Source organism: Pseudomonas sp. GM78 (assembly GCF_000282475.1).
Lineage (GTDB): Bacteria > Pseudomonadota > Gammaproteobacteria > Pseudomonadales > Pseudomonadaceae > Aquipseudomonas.
The window spans coordinates 40,743-56,344 of record NZ_AKJF01000075.1 but is presented as its reverse complement, the minus strand read 5'-3'; the positions used below and the strand labels follow the sequence as shown (position 1 = coordinate 56,344).

The following is a 15,602-nucleotide window of genomic DNA, read 5'->3' as shown; positions in this document are numbered from 1 at the left end:
AATGGTCGGGGTAAGGGGATTCGAACTCCTGACATCCTGCTCCCAAAGCAGGCGCGCTACCGGACTGCGCTATACCCCGGTTTGAAATTGGCTCCGTGACCAGGACTCGAACCTGGGACCCAATGATTAACAGTCATTTGCTCTACCGACTGAGCTATCACGGAACTACACATTTCAATTTACAACTTTGTAGCTTTACTGCGTTCTCTTCGACCCGTTCGCATCGCTGCGTTCGTGTGTCTGAGGCGCGCTATTCTACAATCTTCAGCACCTCTGTCAACCCCCTAATTTGCATTCAAGTTAATGATTTGCAACTTATTTTAGATTCCTGCTTGGGAGCAGAAACCCTGGCGGGTGACTTACTGCGGGGCGCACTTTACAAGCCTTTTCCTTAGAGTTCAACAGCCTGAATGAAAAAAAGGCCTCGCAATGCGAGGCCTTTTCGATTTTGCTGCCGTTAGGGATCAGACGAAGACGATTTCGTCGTTCTCCACCACGCCATGGGCCGTATCGCCCGGCATGAATCGACCCGAGAGGATCAACTGCGCCAGCGGGTTCTCGATCCAGCGCTGGATCGCTCGTTTGAGCGGCCGTGCGCCGTACACCGGGTCGTAACCGACCGCGATCAGCTTGTCCATGGCCTCCGGGCTCAGTTCCAGCTTCAGCTCTCGCTCGGTCAGGCGACTGCGCAGGCGACCCAACTGGATCTCGGTGATGCCAGCGATCTGATCCCGCGCCAATGGCTCGAAGATCACCACTTCATCGACCCGGTTGATGAACTCGGGCCGGAAGTGGCTGGAAATCGCATCCATCACCGCTGCGCGCTGTCCCTCACGATCCCCCACCAGCTCCTGGATCTGCACCGAGCCCAGGTTGGACGTCATGACAATCACGGTGTTCTTGAAGTCCACCGTACGGCCATGGCTGTCGGTCAGGCGACCATCTTCCAGCACCTGCAGCAAAACGTTGAACACGTCCGGGTGCGCCTTCTCGACTTCGTCCATGAGGATCACCGAGTAAGGCTTGCGGCGCACCGCCTCGGTCAGGTAACCGCCCTCTTCATAACCGACATACCCCGGTGGCGCACCGATCAAGCGAGCCACGGAATGTTTCTCCATGAACTCGGACATGTCGATTCGCACCATCGCCTCTTCAGTATCAAAGAGGAATTCCGCCAGCGCCTTGCACAGCTCGGTTTTACCGACACCGGTCGGGCCGAGGAACATGAACGAGCCGCTCGGGCGATTAGGGTCGGACAACCCGGCACGGGAGCGCCTTACGGCGTTGGAAACGGCCACCACCGCTTCGTCCTGGCCGATCACACGCTGGTGCAACAGGCTTTCCATCTTCATCAGTTTTTCGCGCTCGCCCTCAAGCATCTTCGACACGGGAATGCCGGTCCATTTCGACACGACTTCGGCGATTTCCTCTTCAGTCACCTTGCTGCGCAGCAACTGGTTTTCGGGCTTGCCATGTTGATCGACCATTTGCAGGCTGCGCTCCAGATCCGGGATCACCCCGTACTGCAACTCGGCCATGCGGCTCAGGTCGCCTTTGCGGCGAGCGCTTTCCAGCTCCTGGCGAGACTGTTCGATCTTCTGCTGGATCTGCGCCGAACCCTGTACCTCGGCTTTTTCCGAGTTCCAGATTTCTTCGAGATCCGAGTACTCACGCTCCAGGCGAGCGATTTCTTCCTGGAGTTTTTCCAGGCGCTTGATGGCTGCTTCGTCGCTTTCTTTCTTCAGCGCCTGGGATTCCACCTTCAGCTGAATCAGGCGACGCTCCAGGCGATCCAGCACTTCCGGCTTGGAGTCGATCTCCATGCGGATGCGGCTGGCGGCCTCGTCGATCAGGTCGATGGCCTTGTCCGGCAATTGCCGGTCAGTGATATAGCGATGGCTGAGCTTGGCCGCCGCAATGATCGCGCCGTCGGTGATCGCCACCTTGTGGTGAACCTCGTAGCGCTCTTTCAGGCCACGCAGGATGGCGATGGTGTCTTCTTCGCTCGGCTCGTCCACCAGCACTTTCTGGAAGCGTCGCTCCAGGGCGGCGTCCTTCTCTATGTACTGGCGGTACTCGTTGAGCGTGGTCGCACCGACACAATGCAGCTCACCACGGGCCAAGGCCGGCTTGAGCATATTGCCCGCATCCATCGAGCCCTCGCCTTTACCGGCGCCGACCATGGTGTGCAGTTCGTCGATGAACAGAATGATCTGCCCTTCCTGCTTCGACAGCTCATTGAGCAGGGCTTTGAGGCGCTCTTCGAACTCACCGCGATACTTGGCACCGGCAATCAATGCCCCCATGTCCAGGGACAGCAGGCGCTTGCCCTTGAGACCATCGGGCACTTCGCCATTGATGATGCGCTGGGCCAGGCCTTCGGCGATGGCGGTTTTACCGACGCCAGGCTCACCGATCAGCACCGGGTTGTTCTTGGTGCGGCGTTGCAGCACCTGGATCGTGCGGCGAATTTCATCGTCACGGCCGATCACCGGATCGAGCTTGCCGTCTTCGGCACGCTTGGTCAGGTCGACGGTGTATTTGTCCAGGGCCTGGCGCGCTTCCTCGTGGTTGGGGTCATTGACCGCCTCACCACCGCGCAGGTTGTTGATTGCGTTTTCCAGGGCTTTCTTGCTCACGCCCTGGCCAAGCAACAGCTTGCCGAGCTTGCTGTTCTCGTCCATGGCGGCGAGCAGCACCAGCTCGCTGGAAATGAACTGGTCGCCCTTCTGCTGGGCCAGGCGATCGGCCTGATTGAGCAGGCGCGCCAGGTCCTGCGACATATTCACGTCGCCGGTCGGATTCTGGATTTTCGGTAGCTGGTCGAGCTCTTTGGTCAGCTCTTTACGCAGGCTGTTGACGTCGAAGCCCACCTGCATCAGCAGGGGCTTGATCGAGCCGCCCTGTTGTTCGAGCAGGGCTTGCATCAAATGCGCCGGTTCAATGGCCGGATGATCGAGACCGACGGCCAGGGATTGGGCATCGGACAACGCTAACTGCAATTTGCTGGTTAAACGGTCTATACGCATGGGTCACCTTCCTTTTGAGCAGGCCGGACCTATAAAACATCCTGAATGAAGAAACCTGCCAGATACCACCTTAGATGTGGTCGATTCTGGGAGATTCAAGCGTCGGGGCGTTGATGCAGGTCAGGCAAGTCTAGCGTTCAAGCCAGATAAGGGAGGCAAACCGACCAGTGCGAGGACTACGGCGGTAGGAGAAGAAGCGCGGATCGGTCACGGTACAGAAACCGCCACCGTAGACAGCCGTTACACCACGAGCCGCCAGACGCAGGCGCGCCAGCGAATAGATGTCGGCCATGAACTTGCCGGCGTTTTGACTTGGCACGAATGCCTGGGCGGCTTCGGGCAATTGCTCGACGAATGTTTCGCGCACTTCCGGGCCGACTTCAAACGCTTTCGGGCCAATGGCCGGGCCCAACCAGACAAGCACTTCATCGGGTGGCAATGCCAGCGTGTCGAGCGTGGCTTCCAGCACGCCCGCCGCCAACCCGCGCCAACCGGCATGAGCCGCTGCAACGCGAGTGCCCGCACGGTCACAAAACAATGCAGGCAGGCAATCGGCGGTCATTGCCGCGCAGGCGATTCCAGGCGTTGCCGTCCAGCTGGCATCGGCGGTCACCACCCGGCTCGGATCGGCATCCGCCACGACAATGCCGTGGACCTGCTGCAGCCAGGCCGGTCGAATGGAGAAGTAATCGGTAAGGCGGCGGCGATTTTCGGCGACAGCTTCGGGGCTGTCGTCGACGTGATCGCCGAGATTGAGGCTGTCGAACGGCGCCACACTGACGCCGCCCGCACGGGTAGTCACACAGGCTTTGACCCCGGCCGGCGCGGGCCAGTCAGGAATCAGCCAGTCATTCATCCGACAAACGCCTCGCGGTCTTGCTTGAGCAGGGTCAGCAACCAGACGAAGTCTTCCGGCAGCGGCGACTCCCAGCTCATGCGGACGCCGGTCGTCGGATGATCCAGCTCCAGGAACCGCGCATGCAGCGCCTGGCGCGGGAAGTTCTTCAGCGACTCGACCATGGTCGGGTTGGCTGCCGGCGGAATCCGGAAACGACCGCCATAGGCCGGGTCTCCGACCAACGGGAAGTTGATGTGCGCCATGTGCACGCGAATCTGGTGCGTACGACCGGTTTCCAGCTTCACCCGCACGTGGGTGTGGGAGCGGAAACGCTCGAGCACGCGGTAATGGCTGACGGCCTGCTTGCCACCCTCCATCACGGCCATGCGCTGGCGTTGCTGGCCATGACGACCGATGGGCGCGTTGATCTTGCCGCCTGCCGTGACCACGCCGATCACGATGCACTCGTAGATCCGGCTGACGCTGCGGCTCTGCAACTGAGTCACCAGCTGCGTCTGCGCCTGGATAGTCTTGGCCACCACCATCAGACCGGTGGTGTCCTTGTCCAGGCGATGCACGATCCCGGCGCGGGGCACATTGATGATGTCCGGCACATGGTGCAGCAAGGCGTTGAGCAAGGTGCCATCAGCGTGGCCGGCAGCCGGGTGGACCACCAGGCCCGCAGGCTTGTTGATCACCAGGATGTCGTCATCTTCATAGACGATGTCCAGGGCGATGTCTTGAGCGACCCATTCGCCCTGAGCTTCCTGCTCGGCAGTGAGTTCAAGAATGGCGCCACCGTGAACGATGTCTCGCGGGCGGACAACCGCCCCATCCACAGTCAGGCGGCCGTCTTTGATCCAGGCGGAAAGGCGCGAGCGCGAGTGCTCAGCGAATAGTTGTGCGGCGACTTGATCGAGGCGTTGGCCGCCCAATTCGGACGGCACCTCTGCGCGAAGTTCAATTTTATCGGACATGCTCGGACTGGGCGTCGGCACAGCCTTTGGTTTCGGCTGCGCGCTTGTGGTTAAATACGGCGTCTTTTGCCCCGAGGCTATTCAACGGGGCGCTCATCATAACAGGACGGCCTCGCCCAAGACAGCGGCCGTCATAGGGACGCAAGCCGCCATGCAAGTGAAACACCTGCTGCTGATCGCCATCCTCGCATTGACCGCTGCTTGCTCTTCGAAGGAAGTCGTAGACGAAAACCTGAGCGAAGTCGAGTTGTACCAACAGGCTCAAGCCGATCTGGACAATAATAGCTACACCAGCGCCACTGCCAAGCTGAAGGCTCTGGAATCGCGCTATCCGTTCGGCCGCTATGCCGATCAGGCTCAGCTTGAGCTGATTTACGCCAACTACAAGAACGCCGAACCGGAAGCTGCCAAGGCGGCTGCCGAGCGCTTCATTCGCCTGCATCCACAGCACCCGAACGTCGATTACGCCTACTACCTCAAGGGCCTGACTTCTTTCGACCAGGACGTTGGCCTGCTCTCGCGTTTCCTGCCGCTGGACATGACCAAGCGTGACCCGGGCGCCGCGCGCGACTCCTATAACGAGTTCGCCCAGCTGACCAGCCGCTTCCCCAACAGCCGGTATTCGCCGGATGCCAAGCAGCGCATGATCTACCTGCGCAACCTGCTGGCAGCCTACGAAATCCACGTGGCCGACTACTACCTGACCCGCCAGGCCTACGTGGCCGCCGCGAACCGTGGCCGTTACGTGGTGGAAAACTTCCAGGAAACCCCTGCAGTCGGCGACGGCCTGGCGGTGATGACCGAGGCCTACCAGCGCCTGCACCTGGACGACCTGGCGGCCACCAGCCTCGAAACCCTGAAGCTCAACTACCCGAACCACCCAAGCCTGGTGGACGGTCAGTTCGTGCCATCGGTTGCCGAAGCCGACAACCGTTCGTGGCTGAGCAAGGCCACTCTGGGCCTGATCGAATCCCGTCCGCCGCTGCCACCGGGAGAAACCCGCGCCAACCAGGACGTGCAGAAGCAATTCCAGGACGCGAAAGACGCGATTCCGAACGAGCTCAAGCCTAAAGACAGCAATGGCGATGTGATCGAGGAAGAGGAACACGAAGCGGAAGGCAACAATGACGACCGCTCGTGGTTCAGCTACATGACCTTCGGCGTATTCGACTGATACGACCGGCGGCATAGAAAGGGAGACTCTCGAGTCTCCCTTTTTTATTGCGCCATTTTTATGCGGCGCGAATACGCTGTGCGGCCGTCATGTCCTTGGCTAAACTGGCGATTCATCCGCCATAAAGCAGCTCATCATGCTTCGTTTATTATTCTGGATCGCAGTGATTGCCGCCGCTGTTTGGTTCTGGCGCAAGTTCAAGGGCCAGTCTTCCGCGCCCAAGTCTTCCGCCGAGTTGGAAGCCGCGCCCATGGTCCGTTGCGCCCATTGCGGCGTGCACCTGCCCCGCGACCGCGCACTGAACCTTCAACAACAGTGGTATTGCAGCCAGGCTCACCTTGAGCAAGGCCCCGGCAAAAGTGATCGCTGAGACGTCCAGTCCCGGCGAAAAACAGGCCCAGCGGCTGCTGCGTCTCTATCACCTCTACCGTTTAAGCATCGGCATCACCCTGGTGCTGCTGATTTTCAGCAACCTGGACAACCGGTTGCTGACGTCCGCCAATGACAACCTGCTGCGCGGTGGCAGCTGTTTGTATCTGGTACTGAACATCCTGCTGACGGTCTTCTTCGGGAGCACCCGCCGCCCGGCGCAGCTGTTCAGCCTGGCACTGGTCGACGTCCTGCTGCTTAGCGGGTTGTTCTACGCCGGCGGCGGTGTGGCCAGCGCCATTGGCAACTTGCTGATCGTCTCGGTGGCCATCAGCAATACCTTGTTACGAAAATCCATCGGCCTGCTGATTGCCGCCATCAGCGCACTGGGCATCCTGGGTTCGAGTTTCCTGCTGAATGTCAGCCATCAGGTCAGTCCCAACGATTATTTGCAGGTCGGTACCCTTGGCGTCCTGTGTTTTGCCGCCGCGCTGCTGGTGCAAGGCCTGGTCCGGCGACTGGAAGTCAGCGAAACCCTGGCGGAACAGAAAGCCAGCCAGGTCGTCGGCCTGGAAGCCCTCAATGCATTAATCCTGCAACGCATGCGCACGGGCATCCTGGTGCTTGATGACCAATGGCGCGTTCAACTGGCCAATCACAGCGCCTTGACGCTGCTGGGCTGCGAGCGCCTCGAAGGCCGACGGATCGACGAACACGCCCCTTCCCTGGTCGAGCGCCTGCAACTTTGGGCCAACAACCCGACGCTGCGCCCGCCAAGCCTGAAGATCGCCAGCAGCGGCCTTGAACTACAGCCGAGCTTCATTGCCCTGGATCCCGGCCCGCATCACCAGACCCTGGTCTTTCTCGAAGACCTCGCACAGATCACTCAACAGGCTCAACAACTGAAGCTCGCCGCCCTGGGCCGCCTGACCGCCGGGATCGCCCATGAAATCCGCAATCCGCTGGGCGCCATCAGTCACGCCGCGCAGCTATTGCGAGAATCGGAGGAACTGAATGCCGCGGATCGACGTCTGACGCAGATTATTCAAGACCACTCTCAGCGCATGAATCGGGTTATCGAAAACGTCCTGCAACTGTCCCGCCGCCAGCCAACCACGGCCCAACGACTCGATCTGAGGCCCTGGCTGGAACAGTTCGTGACGGCAACCCGCGAACAGGCGAGCGAGCAGCATAAGATCCACCTACGCATTGCTCCCGGTGATTTCAAGACCTTGATGGACCCGAACCAGCTGGAGCAGATTCTCGACAATCTGATACGCAATGCATGGCGCCATAGCGCCCTGGACCACGACCAGGCGCAGGTCTGGCTTGAGTTGTTTACCGATCCGGACAGCCAGTTGCCGGTCCTCGAAATCCTCGACGACGGCCCTGGCGTGGCCCAGGAACATCAGGCGCAATTGTTCGAGCCCTTCTTCACCACCAGCCACAAGGGCACTGGCCTGGGGCTCTACCTGTCCCGTGAGCTGTGCGAAAGCAACCAGGCCCGCCTGGACTTCAAGCCATGCCAAGGCGGCGGCTGTTTTCGCATCACCTTTGCCCACGGACGCAAACAAGGTTGAACATGAGCCCACGGCAAAAAGTCCTGATCGTCGACGACGAACCGGACATCCGAGAACTCCTGGAAATCACCCTGGGCCGGATGAAACTCGACACCTACAGCGCCCGTAACGTTGGCGAGGCCCTGGCCCTGCTCCAGCGTGAGCCGTTCGACCTGTGCCTGACCGACATGCGCTTGCCGGACGGCAGTGGTCTTGAGCTGGTGCAGCACATCCAGCAACGCTACCCACAAGTCCCGGTGGCCATGATCACGGCCTATGGCAACCTCGACACGGCGATCAATGCGCTGAAGGCCGGTGCGTTCGATTTCCTGACCAAACCGGTGGACCTGACACGCCTGCGGGAACTGGTGACCAGCGCCTTGCTGCTGCCCGCCCCTGGCACTGCGATCGATCGCCGCTTGCTGGGCGACTCGCCGCCCATGCGCAATCTGCGCAAGCAGATCGACAAACTGGCCCGCAGCCAGGCACCGGTGTACATCAGTGGTGAGTCCGGCAGTGGCAAGGAACTGGTCGCCCGCCTGATTCATGAGCGAGGACCACGGGCCAACCAGCCCTTTGTGCCGGTCAATTGCGGCGCGATTCCAACGGAGCTGATGGAAAGCGAGTTTTTCGGCCATCGAAAAGGCAGCTTCAGCGGCGCCATCGAGGATAAACCCGGATTGTTCCAGGCGGCACACGGCGGCACCCTGTTTCTCGACGAAGTGGCAGACCTGCCCCTGCCCATGCAAGTCAAACTGCTGCGGGCGATCCAGGAGAAAGCTGTACGCAGCGTCGGCGGGCAACAGGAGAAAGTGGTCGATGTGCGCATACTCTGCGCCACCCACAAAGAACTTGGTGCCGAAGTCGCGGCCGAACGCTTTCGCCAGGATCTGTATTACCGCCTGAACGTGATCGAGCTACGGGTTCCACCTTTGCGTGAACGCCGTGACGACATCGAGCCGCTGGCCAGCCATGTGCTCAAGCGCCTGGCTGCAGACACTGGGCAGCCCGCGGCAAAACTCCATCCCAATGCCCTCGACGCCCTGAAAAGCTACCGTTTCCCGGGCAATGTGCGGGAGCTGGAGAACATGCTCGAACGGGCTCACACCTTATGTGAGAACAAGCAGATCGAGGCCAGCGACCTGCGCCTGGCCGAGGGTAACTGTGCCGCCGAAGGGGGCGTGCCGGACCTTACGCAGATCGATAACCTGGAGGCGTACCTGGAAAACGTTGAACGCCAGCTGCTTCTGCAGGCGCTGGAAGAGACCCGCTGGAACCGCACGGCGGCGGCTCAGCGGTTGAATCTGTCGTTCAGGTCGATGCGCTATAGGCTGAAAAAACTAGGCCTGGATTGAAACCTTAAAAGATCGCAGCCTGCGGCAGCTCCTACAGGGGAAATGCGTACTGCTCCTGTAGGAGCTGCCGCAGGCTGCGATCTTTTGATCTTGCTTCAGATCCGCCGTGCCGGCGCATACGGTGCCGGATCGATGATCGGCGCCCTGCCCAACATCACATCAGCGAACAACTGACACGACGCCGGCGCCAGTACCAACCCGTTGCGGTAATGCCCGCAATTGAGCCACAGACCATCAAACCCCGGCACCCGGCCAATGTAGGGAATGCCCTCTGGCGAGCCTGGCCGCAACCCGGCCCAATGCCCCACCACCTCGGCGTTCGCCAACGCCGGAATCAACTCCACGGCCGAAGCCTTGAGGCTTTCGAGTGCCGACTCAGTCGGCGTCTTGTCATAGCCTTCATGCTCCAGGGTGCTGCCAATCAGGATGTGCCCATCGCGCCGGGGTATCGCATAACGCCCTTTGGCCAGCACCATGCTCGGCAGGAAATCCGCTGCGCACTTGTAGAGGATCATTTGCCCTTTCACCGGTTCGACCGGCAACTCAAGGCCCAGGCTCTTGAGTAAATCGCCGCTCCAGGCGCCAGCGGTCAAGACCACTTGATCGCCATGGATTGCGCCTGTGGAGGTCTGCACACCGACTATTTTTTCGTCTTGCCGAATAAACCCGCTGACTTCGCATTGCTCATGAATCGTCACGTTCGCCAGCGCCTGCAATGCCGCCTTGAGCGATTTCACCAGCCGCGGGTTACGCACGTTGGCTACGTCAGCCATGTAGATCGCTCGGGCAAAACCGCCACCGAGCACCGGCACCGCATCGTGGGCCGCCGAGATATCCACAGCCCGCAGTGGACGCCCCTCGCGCGCGGCCCAGGCCAGCGCCTCGGCTTCATCGTCCAGGTCCAGCCAGTACAGGCCCGTGGTATGCACCTCGGGATCGATCCCGGTAGCAGCGAACAAACGCTCGCCCAGCTGTGGATAAAAATCCTGGGACCAATGCGCCAGCGCGGTCACCGCAGGGCTGTAGCGCCATGGATAGAGCGGAGAAACGATGCCACCGCCCGCCCAGGACGACTCCTGGCCGACGTTCGATCGATCCAGCAGCACCACACTCTGCACCTGGGACGCGAGATTGAATGCTGTCAGCAGGCCGATTACCCCACCACCGACGATCACCACTTGCTGTTGCCTGGTCATGTTCAGATCCAACCGTTAAATAGACAGAGGCGCAAAGAACGCCCGAAAAGGAAACTCAGCGACCCCAGCAATCCTTGGTGGTCAGGCCGTCCGTAGCATTGACCATGCTTCTGACACCGGTGTTGGTAAGGGTGAAATCACCACACTTGTCAGCGGCCATGGCAGTCCCGCTTTTGCGTATTGCCGTCAGCAGGAACGTCTGGTCGGTCAGGGTCGGCGTGATACTGTAGTAGTCGTTGCCGGCGCTAAGGCCGGTGGCGTTGGAGTAGACGCTGGACTTCGAATAGTGGCGTTCGAGGATCTGCGCCTGCTCGGAGAGTAGGCCGGCCACTTCAGTGCGGCGCCCCTTATTGAGATATTCGGTGAAGCTCGGCGCAGCGATGGTCATGACAATCCCGATGATCGCAATCACGATCATGATTTCGATCAGGGTAAAACCGCGGTTGGATCTGTGCATGCCTCAACTCTCGCTTACTGTATTTGTCGCCACATGATGCGGCGGCTCCCGCCGCCGCCGGATTTTTCCACCAGCGTGGAGATACCGCCACTGGTATCGTTCACGATCTTGCGCGTCGCGCCATTGACGATGGCGTTCAAGGTCGGAATCCCGCCGGTAAAGACCACGCCGCTGGACAGCGTGTCGGTGCTGTCGACCACTGCGTCGCCGTTGGTGTCGAGCACCGCGTAATTGAGCATCTTACCGCTGAACGCATCGAGTTCGACCAGTTTGCCGGTACCAAAGCTGGCGCAAGGGTCCGTGGTATCCACGCTGGCCGTGGTGAAGACGATCCGTCCGAGCACCAGGCTGGCCTCGTTGACCACCCGCTCACCAGTCAGCGCGCTGTTATACACCAGTGGCAAGTACCAGCCCTTTTGCGCCGGGTAGGTCACCTCGCTCTGGGTGGTGGTGATCACCTGCCCCGAACTTCCCGACGACACCCCGGTTACCGCCTGGGCCTGCAGGCTGGAGGTGGTGATCTGTCCGGAGCCGCCGTTCGCGTCCCACACCGCGTAGAACGCCTGCAGGTCCTTGTTGGTCTTGTCCGCCGTCTCGTTGAGTTTCCCGCTGCCGAAAAACACCATCTTGCCACCCAGGGCATTATCCGCCAGCAACGGCTGCGCGGTGATCGGCTGGGTATCGCCACCAGCGGTGGTAAACAGCGGTTTGCCGGCAAAGGCCAGGCCCCAGGTGTCCGGGGTGGCGCCACTCAGGTCAAACTTCCAGAGCCGTCCCTTGAGGTCGCCGCCATAGGCCGCCTGCACCACATTCTGCGCGTTCACCTTGAGTTTCACCGAAGACAGGCCGTTAGTGGTTTCGCGGCTGTCGATCACGATTTTCCTGATCAGGCTGCCGTCACGAATGTCCACCACGTACAACGCCGCCACCCCTGAGTGACTGCCATAACCGTTGGCAATGAACACAGCCCAGCGCCCATCCGCCAAGCGTGCCACCTCCGGTCGGGCGTAGGCATAACCCAGATCATTGAAAGCGTTCGCCGCACTGGCAGCGGCCGGTGCGCTGATCTCCCACAAGGCCTTGATGACATTCCCCGCCGACGCGTCGAACAGCTGCAGCGCATAAAAAGTTCGTCCACCCGCTCCCGTTCCGCCCAGTGCGAGGGTTTTCCACGCACTGTTCAACTGAGCATCGAACACGCCCACCTGGCCATCCACCAGAAATTTGTGGCTGGCGCCGTTGATGTAGGCGGTATCGGCGATGTAACGCAAAGACGGCAGCACGCTGGAGGGCATGTAGGCATAGCGCCGGGCACCGTTGCCGGTATTGATGACGCTGACGAACCCATCGTTGGCGTTGACCACCAGACTGGCATTCATATTGGCCGCCTTGGTGGCCAGGTAGGTGCTGTAGCTGGTGTCCCCCGACCAGTCCGAGGCGGTTTGATCCGAAGGTGCCGCCAGGACCAACGGTGAGTTGACGATATCGCCCAGCAACACACTGCGCGCTTTCAGGCCGGCCTTGTGGGTGCCCTTGCTCCACTCCACCAGATCGCTGCCCGTAATACCGCTGGGTAAGCCCTGGTTGAGAACGGCTTGCTGGGCTGCGGAAAAGCTGGCGAAGGCCAGTGTCACGGCGCTGTGGGTCTGGTTGTTCCAGGATTGATAGGTCGGTGCCGTAGCGCCCGGCACGATGGCGGTGTCGGTGGACCACAGCACCGATGCGGTATCGACCGTGCCACTGGCGGTGAAACCGTAGGCGTTGATCGTGCCGCGCCAGTCCTTGGGGTCGTAACGAGTCTGGAAATAGCGGGTGCCGCTGGCGACACCACCGCCGCCAGAGCCGGCGGCGCACAACAAGGGCGAATCCGAAGGCGTGAAGGCAAAGGCGGGAGCTGCCAGGAACAAGGCGCAAAAGACCCCGCTCAACAATTTCCACAGCGGCGCGCACCTTTCAATACTTCGCATAAATGCTTTCCACCACGCTGCGCGAAGTGCCGGCAATGCCCACGGCGGTCACCCGGTACAACGTGGCCGACGTATTGCTCGGCACGTTCACCGCCCCCGAGGTGGTGCCTATGTTCTGCACGCCATAGAAGCCGCTGCCGGACGCGATCCAGGTCACCCCCGAGGTGGAATTGAACCCGGCCGTGTTGAGGGTCGCCGATTCGGCAGGCGGTGCGCACCGAGTCGTGCCGCTGCACACTGGCAACGAATAACTGTCGAGCTGCACCGCGCTTTCACCCACGCGCAGCACCGCTTCGGCAGCCTGGAACGACTGGTTGCGCAAGCCCAGGCTACCGGCCATTTTTTCCTGCAGCGTGGCGTTCTGCATCGATGAAATGCCGATCAGCGTCAGCAGCAACAGGAATACCAGGCTGACCAGCAGCGCCATGCCGCGCTGGGAACCTGTGGATACACTCATCGACCCGCCCTTCATGGCAGGCGGTTGCGCAGAGCGGCAACCACGTTGAAGGTTTGGTCGCTCACCCGCTTCTTCGGGTCGGTGAGGGTCAGGCTCAGGCGAACGCTACGGATGCGTGCCGGGTCCGACGGATTGCTGCTGTAACTGGAAGCCGCCGTATCGGACGCCGAGCTGGCGAGACCGAAGCTCACGTTGAAGGCACTGACGTTATCCACCAGCACTTGCTCGAGCGGCTTTTCCCTGCCGACACCCAGCATCAGCTGATCGTTCTTCAAGCTGTAGATCAAGCGCCGGATGGGGAATGCCTGTTGCCCCGTAGCAGGTGCGCGAAAGTCGGTATAAGCCGTCGCGCTGCTGCGACAATCTGAAACCACCGTCCAGGCGGGCTTCCCGCCATTGTTGCCGACGTCCGCTGTCACCAGGGTCAACCTGAGGCCTGTGTTTTCCCAACTGATCGGCGTTATCTGGCTGGCAGCGAAGTCGCCCTCTTTGCTGGCATCGGTGATCGTCCCCAGACAGCCGAACATGCCGACCATGCGGATTTCCTGGATCATCTTGCTCAGCACGAAGCGCGCGTCCTCCTGCATGGCCGCAGCGGCATTCTGGCTGATGTAGGTGTTTTTCGCGGCGATGAACACCTGCACCACACCCAGTACCACGACCAGGCTCAACGCCAGGGCGATCAGCAACTCGATCAGGCCGAAGCCGCGATTGCAGCGACTCATGGATTGGCCACCGGGTCGACAGTCGCGCGACTGGTGAGGACGAAACTGCGCAGTGAGTCGGCGCTGTTGGCGGCCCGCGAGTCGTCCCAGGTGATGGTGATGGTGTACACCCGCTGGTTCTTGGAGATGCTGCCGGTTGCCGTGGCGCCACCGAAATTGACGATGTTCTGGGTGAAATCGTAGAGGTCCTGGTCCCGGGCGACGTTGAGATTGCCCGAGGTCGGCGGTGTAACCGTGTAATCGGCGGCCGCATTGGCGCGAATGCGATCCAGCATGTCGTAGGCGATAAAACTGGCCTGGCTGGTCATGCGCGCACTGTCGGTGTATTTCAAGGCATTCAATTGAACGGCAGCCGCGCCCAACAGCGCCACGCCCAGAATCAGCAACGCCACCAGGACCTCGATCAGCGTCATGCCCTCCTGGGCCCCCTTGCTCCTTGACCTCATCCGCAACTTCCACCCAATAGAATTCGTCCGTTCAAACACACATTCAGCGTCCTGCTTTGCGTTCCGAGCACATAGCTGATCACCACTGCCGTGGAGGGTGACGACAGCCCGCCCAGATTATTGAAATCGATGGCCGTCACTCCCGAGGTTAGCGTCAGAGTTGCACCGCTGCTCATCGCTGGAACAACCCGCAATACATTGGCCGGGGTCCCCGTACCCTCATAGATCGACAACTCCCCTGTCCACACACGTCCATCCGCCGTGGGTCGTATCCGGATGGTCTCGCCGCGATCGATGGCTTGCAGTCGGGCGTAGTTGAGGCAACGCCGCAGATCCCCCATCTCGGTGTCGGCCCTGGTGCCTTGTGTCGAACGGATAAAGGCCGGGACCGCCAAGGTGATCAGGACCAGGAAGACCGACAGCGCAAGCAACAACTCGATTAGCGTGAAACCTTTTGTACGATGATCCATCGTTGTCCTCTGCTGCCGTCGGCTATACCTGCTTGCACACGCCAGGACATTCCAGGGAGGAAAATCTCATGCGTGAGCAAGGTTTCAGTCTGATCGAATTGCTTATGGGACTCGCGATTGCCGGGATTGTTCTTCTGCTGGTCAATCCGGCGTTCGCAACGCTTGCAGAATCGAACCATCGCGAGGAAGCAGCCAAGTCACTTGCCAGCGGCCTGCGCAGTGCAAGAAGCGAAGCGATATCACGCGGCCAGGCCGTCGTCGTTCACGGCATAAACGACGACTGGAGCCAGGGCTGGCGGATCATTCTGGATGTCAGCGGCAAGGGGCACGAGGACCCCGGCAATCCGCTGCTGGTCGAGCGCCGCAGCGGCATGGGCGTGGCGATTTTCGGCAATCAGTATCTCAGGACTGCCGTACGGTTCGGCCCACTAGGGGAGCCGGTGTCCGGAGGTTTTCAAGCAGGGACATTGCATGTGTGCGCGGCACGCGCGGCGCAGAGCCAACACCAGGTGGTGCTGGCCCGGACCGGTCGCGTCAGCCTGCGCAGCGAGAAGACCGCGCAGGCGTTATGCGCGACCTGAAG

The 15,602-nt window shown here is 60.7% G+C and carries 14 protein-coding genes, 2 tRNA genes and 1 pseudogene; 5 read left to right on the top strand and 12 right to left on the bottom strand.

Annotation, left to right across the window (positions count from 1 at the left end):
- Nucleotides 1–2: 2 nt before the first annotated feature.
- From PMI35_RS19550 to rluD, 5 genes are all read right to left on the bottom strand, one after another.
- Nucleotides 3–79, bottom strand: a tRNA-Pro gene (locus PMI35_RS19550).
- Between the two features lie 9 nt (nt 80–88).
- Nucleotides 89–164 (bottom strand) — tRNA-Asn (locus PMI35_RS19555).
- 300 nt (nt 165–464) lie between these two features.
- Nucleotides 465–3,029, bottom strand: coding sequence for an ATP-dependent chaperone ClpB (clpB, locus tag PMI35_RS19560; protein WP_008058323.1), 2,565 nt, complete (start codon nt 3,027–3,029; stop codon nt 465–467).
- Between the two features lie 130 nt (nt 3,030–3,159).
- Nucleotides 3,160–3,885, bottom strand: coding sequence for a peptidoglycan editing factor PgeF (gene pgeF, locus PMI35_RS19565; protein ID WP_008058322.1), 726 nt, complete (start codon nt 3,883–3,885; stop codon nt 3,160–3,162).
- Nucleotides 3,882–4,844, bottom strand: coding sequence for a 23S rRNA pseudouridine(1911/1915/1917) synthase RluD (gene rluD / locus PMI35_RS19570; protein WP_008058321.1), 963 nt, complete (start codon nt 4,842–4,844; stop codon nt 3,882–3,884). Before rluD ends, pgeF begins: the two co-directional genes overlap by 4 nt.
- Nucleotides 4,845–4,995: 151 nt before the next feature.
- Here rluD and PMI35_RS19575 point away from each other — a divergent pair, with 151 nt between their 5' ends.
- From PMI35_RS19575 to PMI35_RS19590, 4 genes are all read left to right on the top strand, one after another.
- The gene (locus tag PMI35_RS19575) at nt 4,996–6,018 is read left to right on the top strand and encodes an outer membrane protein assembly factor BamD (RefSeq protein WP_008058320.1); all 1,023 of its coding nucleotides are present in this window, start codon (nt 4,996–4,998) and stop codon (nt 6,016–6,018) included.
- Nucleotides 6,019–6,154: 136 nt separating this feature from the next.
- Nucleotides 6,155–6,388, top strand: a complete 234-nt coding sequence (locus PMI35_RS19580) for a PP0621 family protein (protein ID WP_032831533.1) — start codon at nt 6,155–6,157, stop codon at nt 6,386–6,388.
- Nucleotides 6,378–7,967, top strand: a complete 1,590-nt coding sequence (locus tag PMI35_RS19585) for a sensor histidine kinase (protein WP_032831531.1) — start codon at nt 6,378–6,380, stop codon at nt 7,965–7,967. Before PMI35_RS19580 ends, PMI35_RS19585 begins: the two co-directional genes overlap by 11 nt.
- A 2-nt stretch (nt 7,968–7,969) precedes the next feature.
- Nucleotides 7,970–9,301 carry a sigma-54-dependent transcriptional regulator gene (locus PMI35_RS19590; RefSeq protein WP_008058317.1) on the top strand — a complete coding sequence of 444 codons (1,332 nt, stop codon included), beginning with the start codon at nt 7,970–7,972 and terminating at the stop codon, nt 9,299–9,301.
- A 95-nt stretch (nt 9,302–9,396) separates the two neighbouring features.
- On the opposite strand, the gene thiO is transcribed toward PMI35_RS19590, so the two are convergent.
- From thiO to PMI35_RS19625, 7 genes and pseudogenes are all read right to left on the bottom strand, one after another.
- Nucleotides 9,397–10,497: a glycine oxidase ThiO gene (gene thiO, locus PMI35_RS19595; RefSeq protein WP_008058314.1), complete on the bottom strand. Its 1,101-nt coding sequence runs from the start codon at nt 10,495–10,497 to the stop codon at nt 9,397–9,399.
- A gap of 55 nt (nt 10,498–10,552) precedes the next feature.
- Nucleotides 10,553–10,954 (bottom strand): type IV pilin protein, encoded by a 402-nt coding sequence (locus tag PMI35_RS19600; protein ID WP_008058312.1) that lies wholly within the window; start codon nt 10,952–10,954, stop codon nt 10,553–10,555.
- 14 nt (nt 10,955–10,968) lie between these two features.
- Nucleotides 10,969–12,804 (bottom strand): annotated as a pseudogene (locus PMI35_RS19605) (pilus assembly protein); the annotation flags it as partial.
- 103 nt (nt 12,805–12,907) lie between these two features.
- Complete coding sequence (locus tag PMI35_RS19610) at nt 12,908–13,378, bottom strand: pilus assembly PilX family protein (protein WP_008058309.1); 471 nt, start codon at nt 13,376–13,378, stop codon at nt 12,908–12,910.
- An 11-nt stretch (nt 13,379–13,389) separates the two neighbouring features.
- A complete protein-coding gene (locus PMI35_RS19615) occupies nt 13,390–14,103 on the bottom strand; it encodes a prepilin-type N-terminal cleavage/methylation domain-containing protein (RefSeq protein WP_008058308.1) in 714 nt (237 codons plus the stop codon).
- Complete coding sequence (gene pilV / locus PMI35_RS19620; RefSeq protein WP_008058307.1) at nt 14,100–14,549, bottom strand: type IV pilus modification protein PilV; 450 nt, start codon at nt 14,547–14,549, stop codon at nt 14,100–14,102. The genes PMI35_RS19615 and pilV overlap by 4 nt, the downstream gene beginning before the upstream one ends.
- Nucleotides 14,546–15,019, bottom strand: coding sequence for a GspH/FimT family pseudopilin (locus PMI35_RS19625; protein WP_008058305.1), 474 nt, complete (start codon nt 15,017–15,019; stop codon nt 14,546–14,548). Before PMI35_RS19625 ends, pilV begins: the two co-directional genes overlap by 4 nt.
- Before the next feature lie 68 nt (nt 15,020–15,087).
- Between PMI35_RS19625 and PMI35_RS19630 the strand changes: the two genes are divergently transcribed.
- The gene (locus PMI35_RS19630) at nt 15,088–15,600 is read left to right on the top strand and encodes a GspH/FimT family pseudopilin (protein ID WP_008058303.1); all 513 of its coding nucleotides are present in this window, start codon (nt 15,088–15,090) and stop codon (nt 15,598–15,600) included.
- Nucleotides 15,601–15,602: the final 2 nt, after the last annotated feature.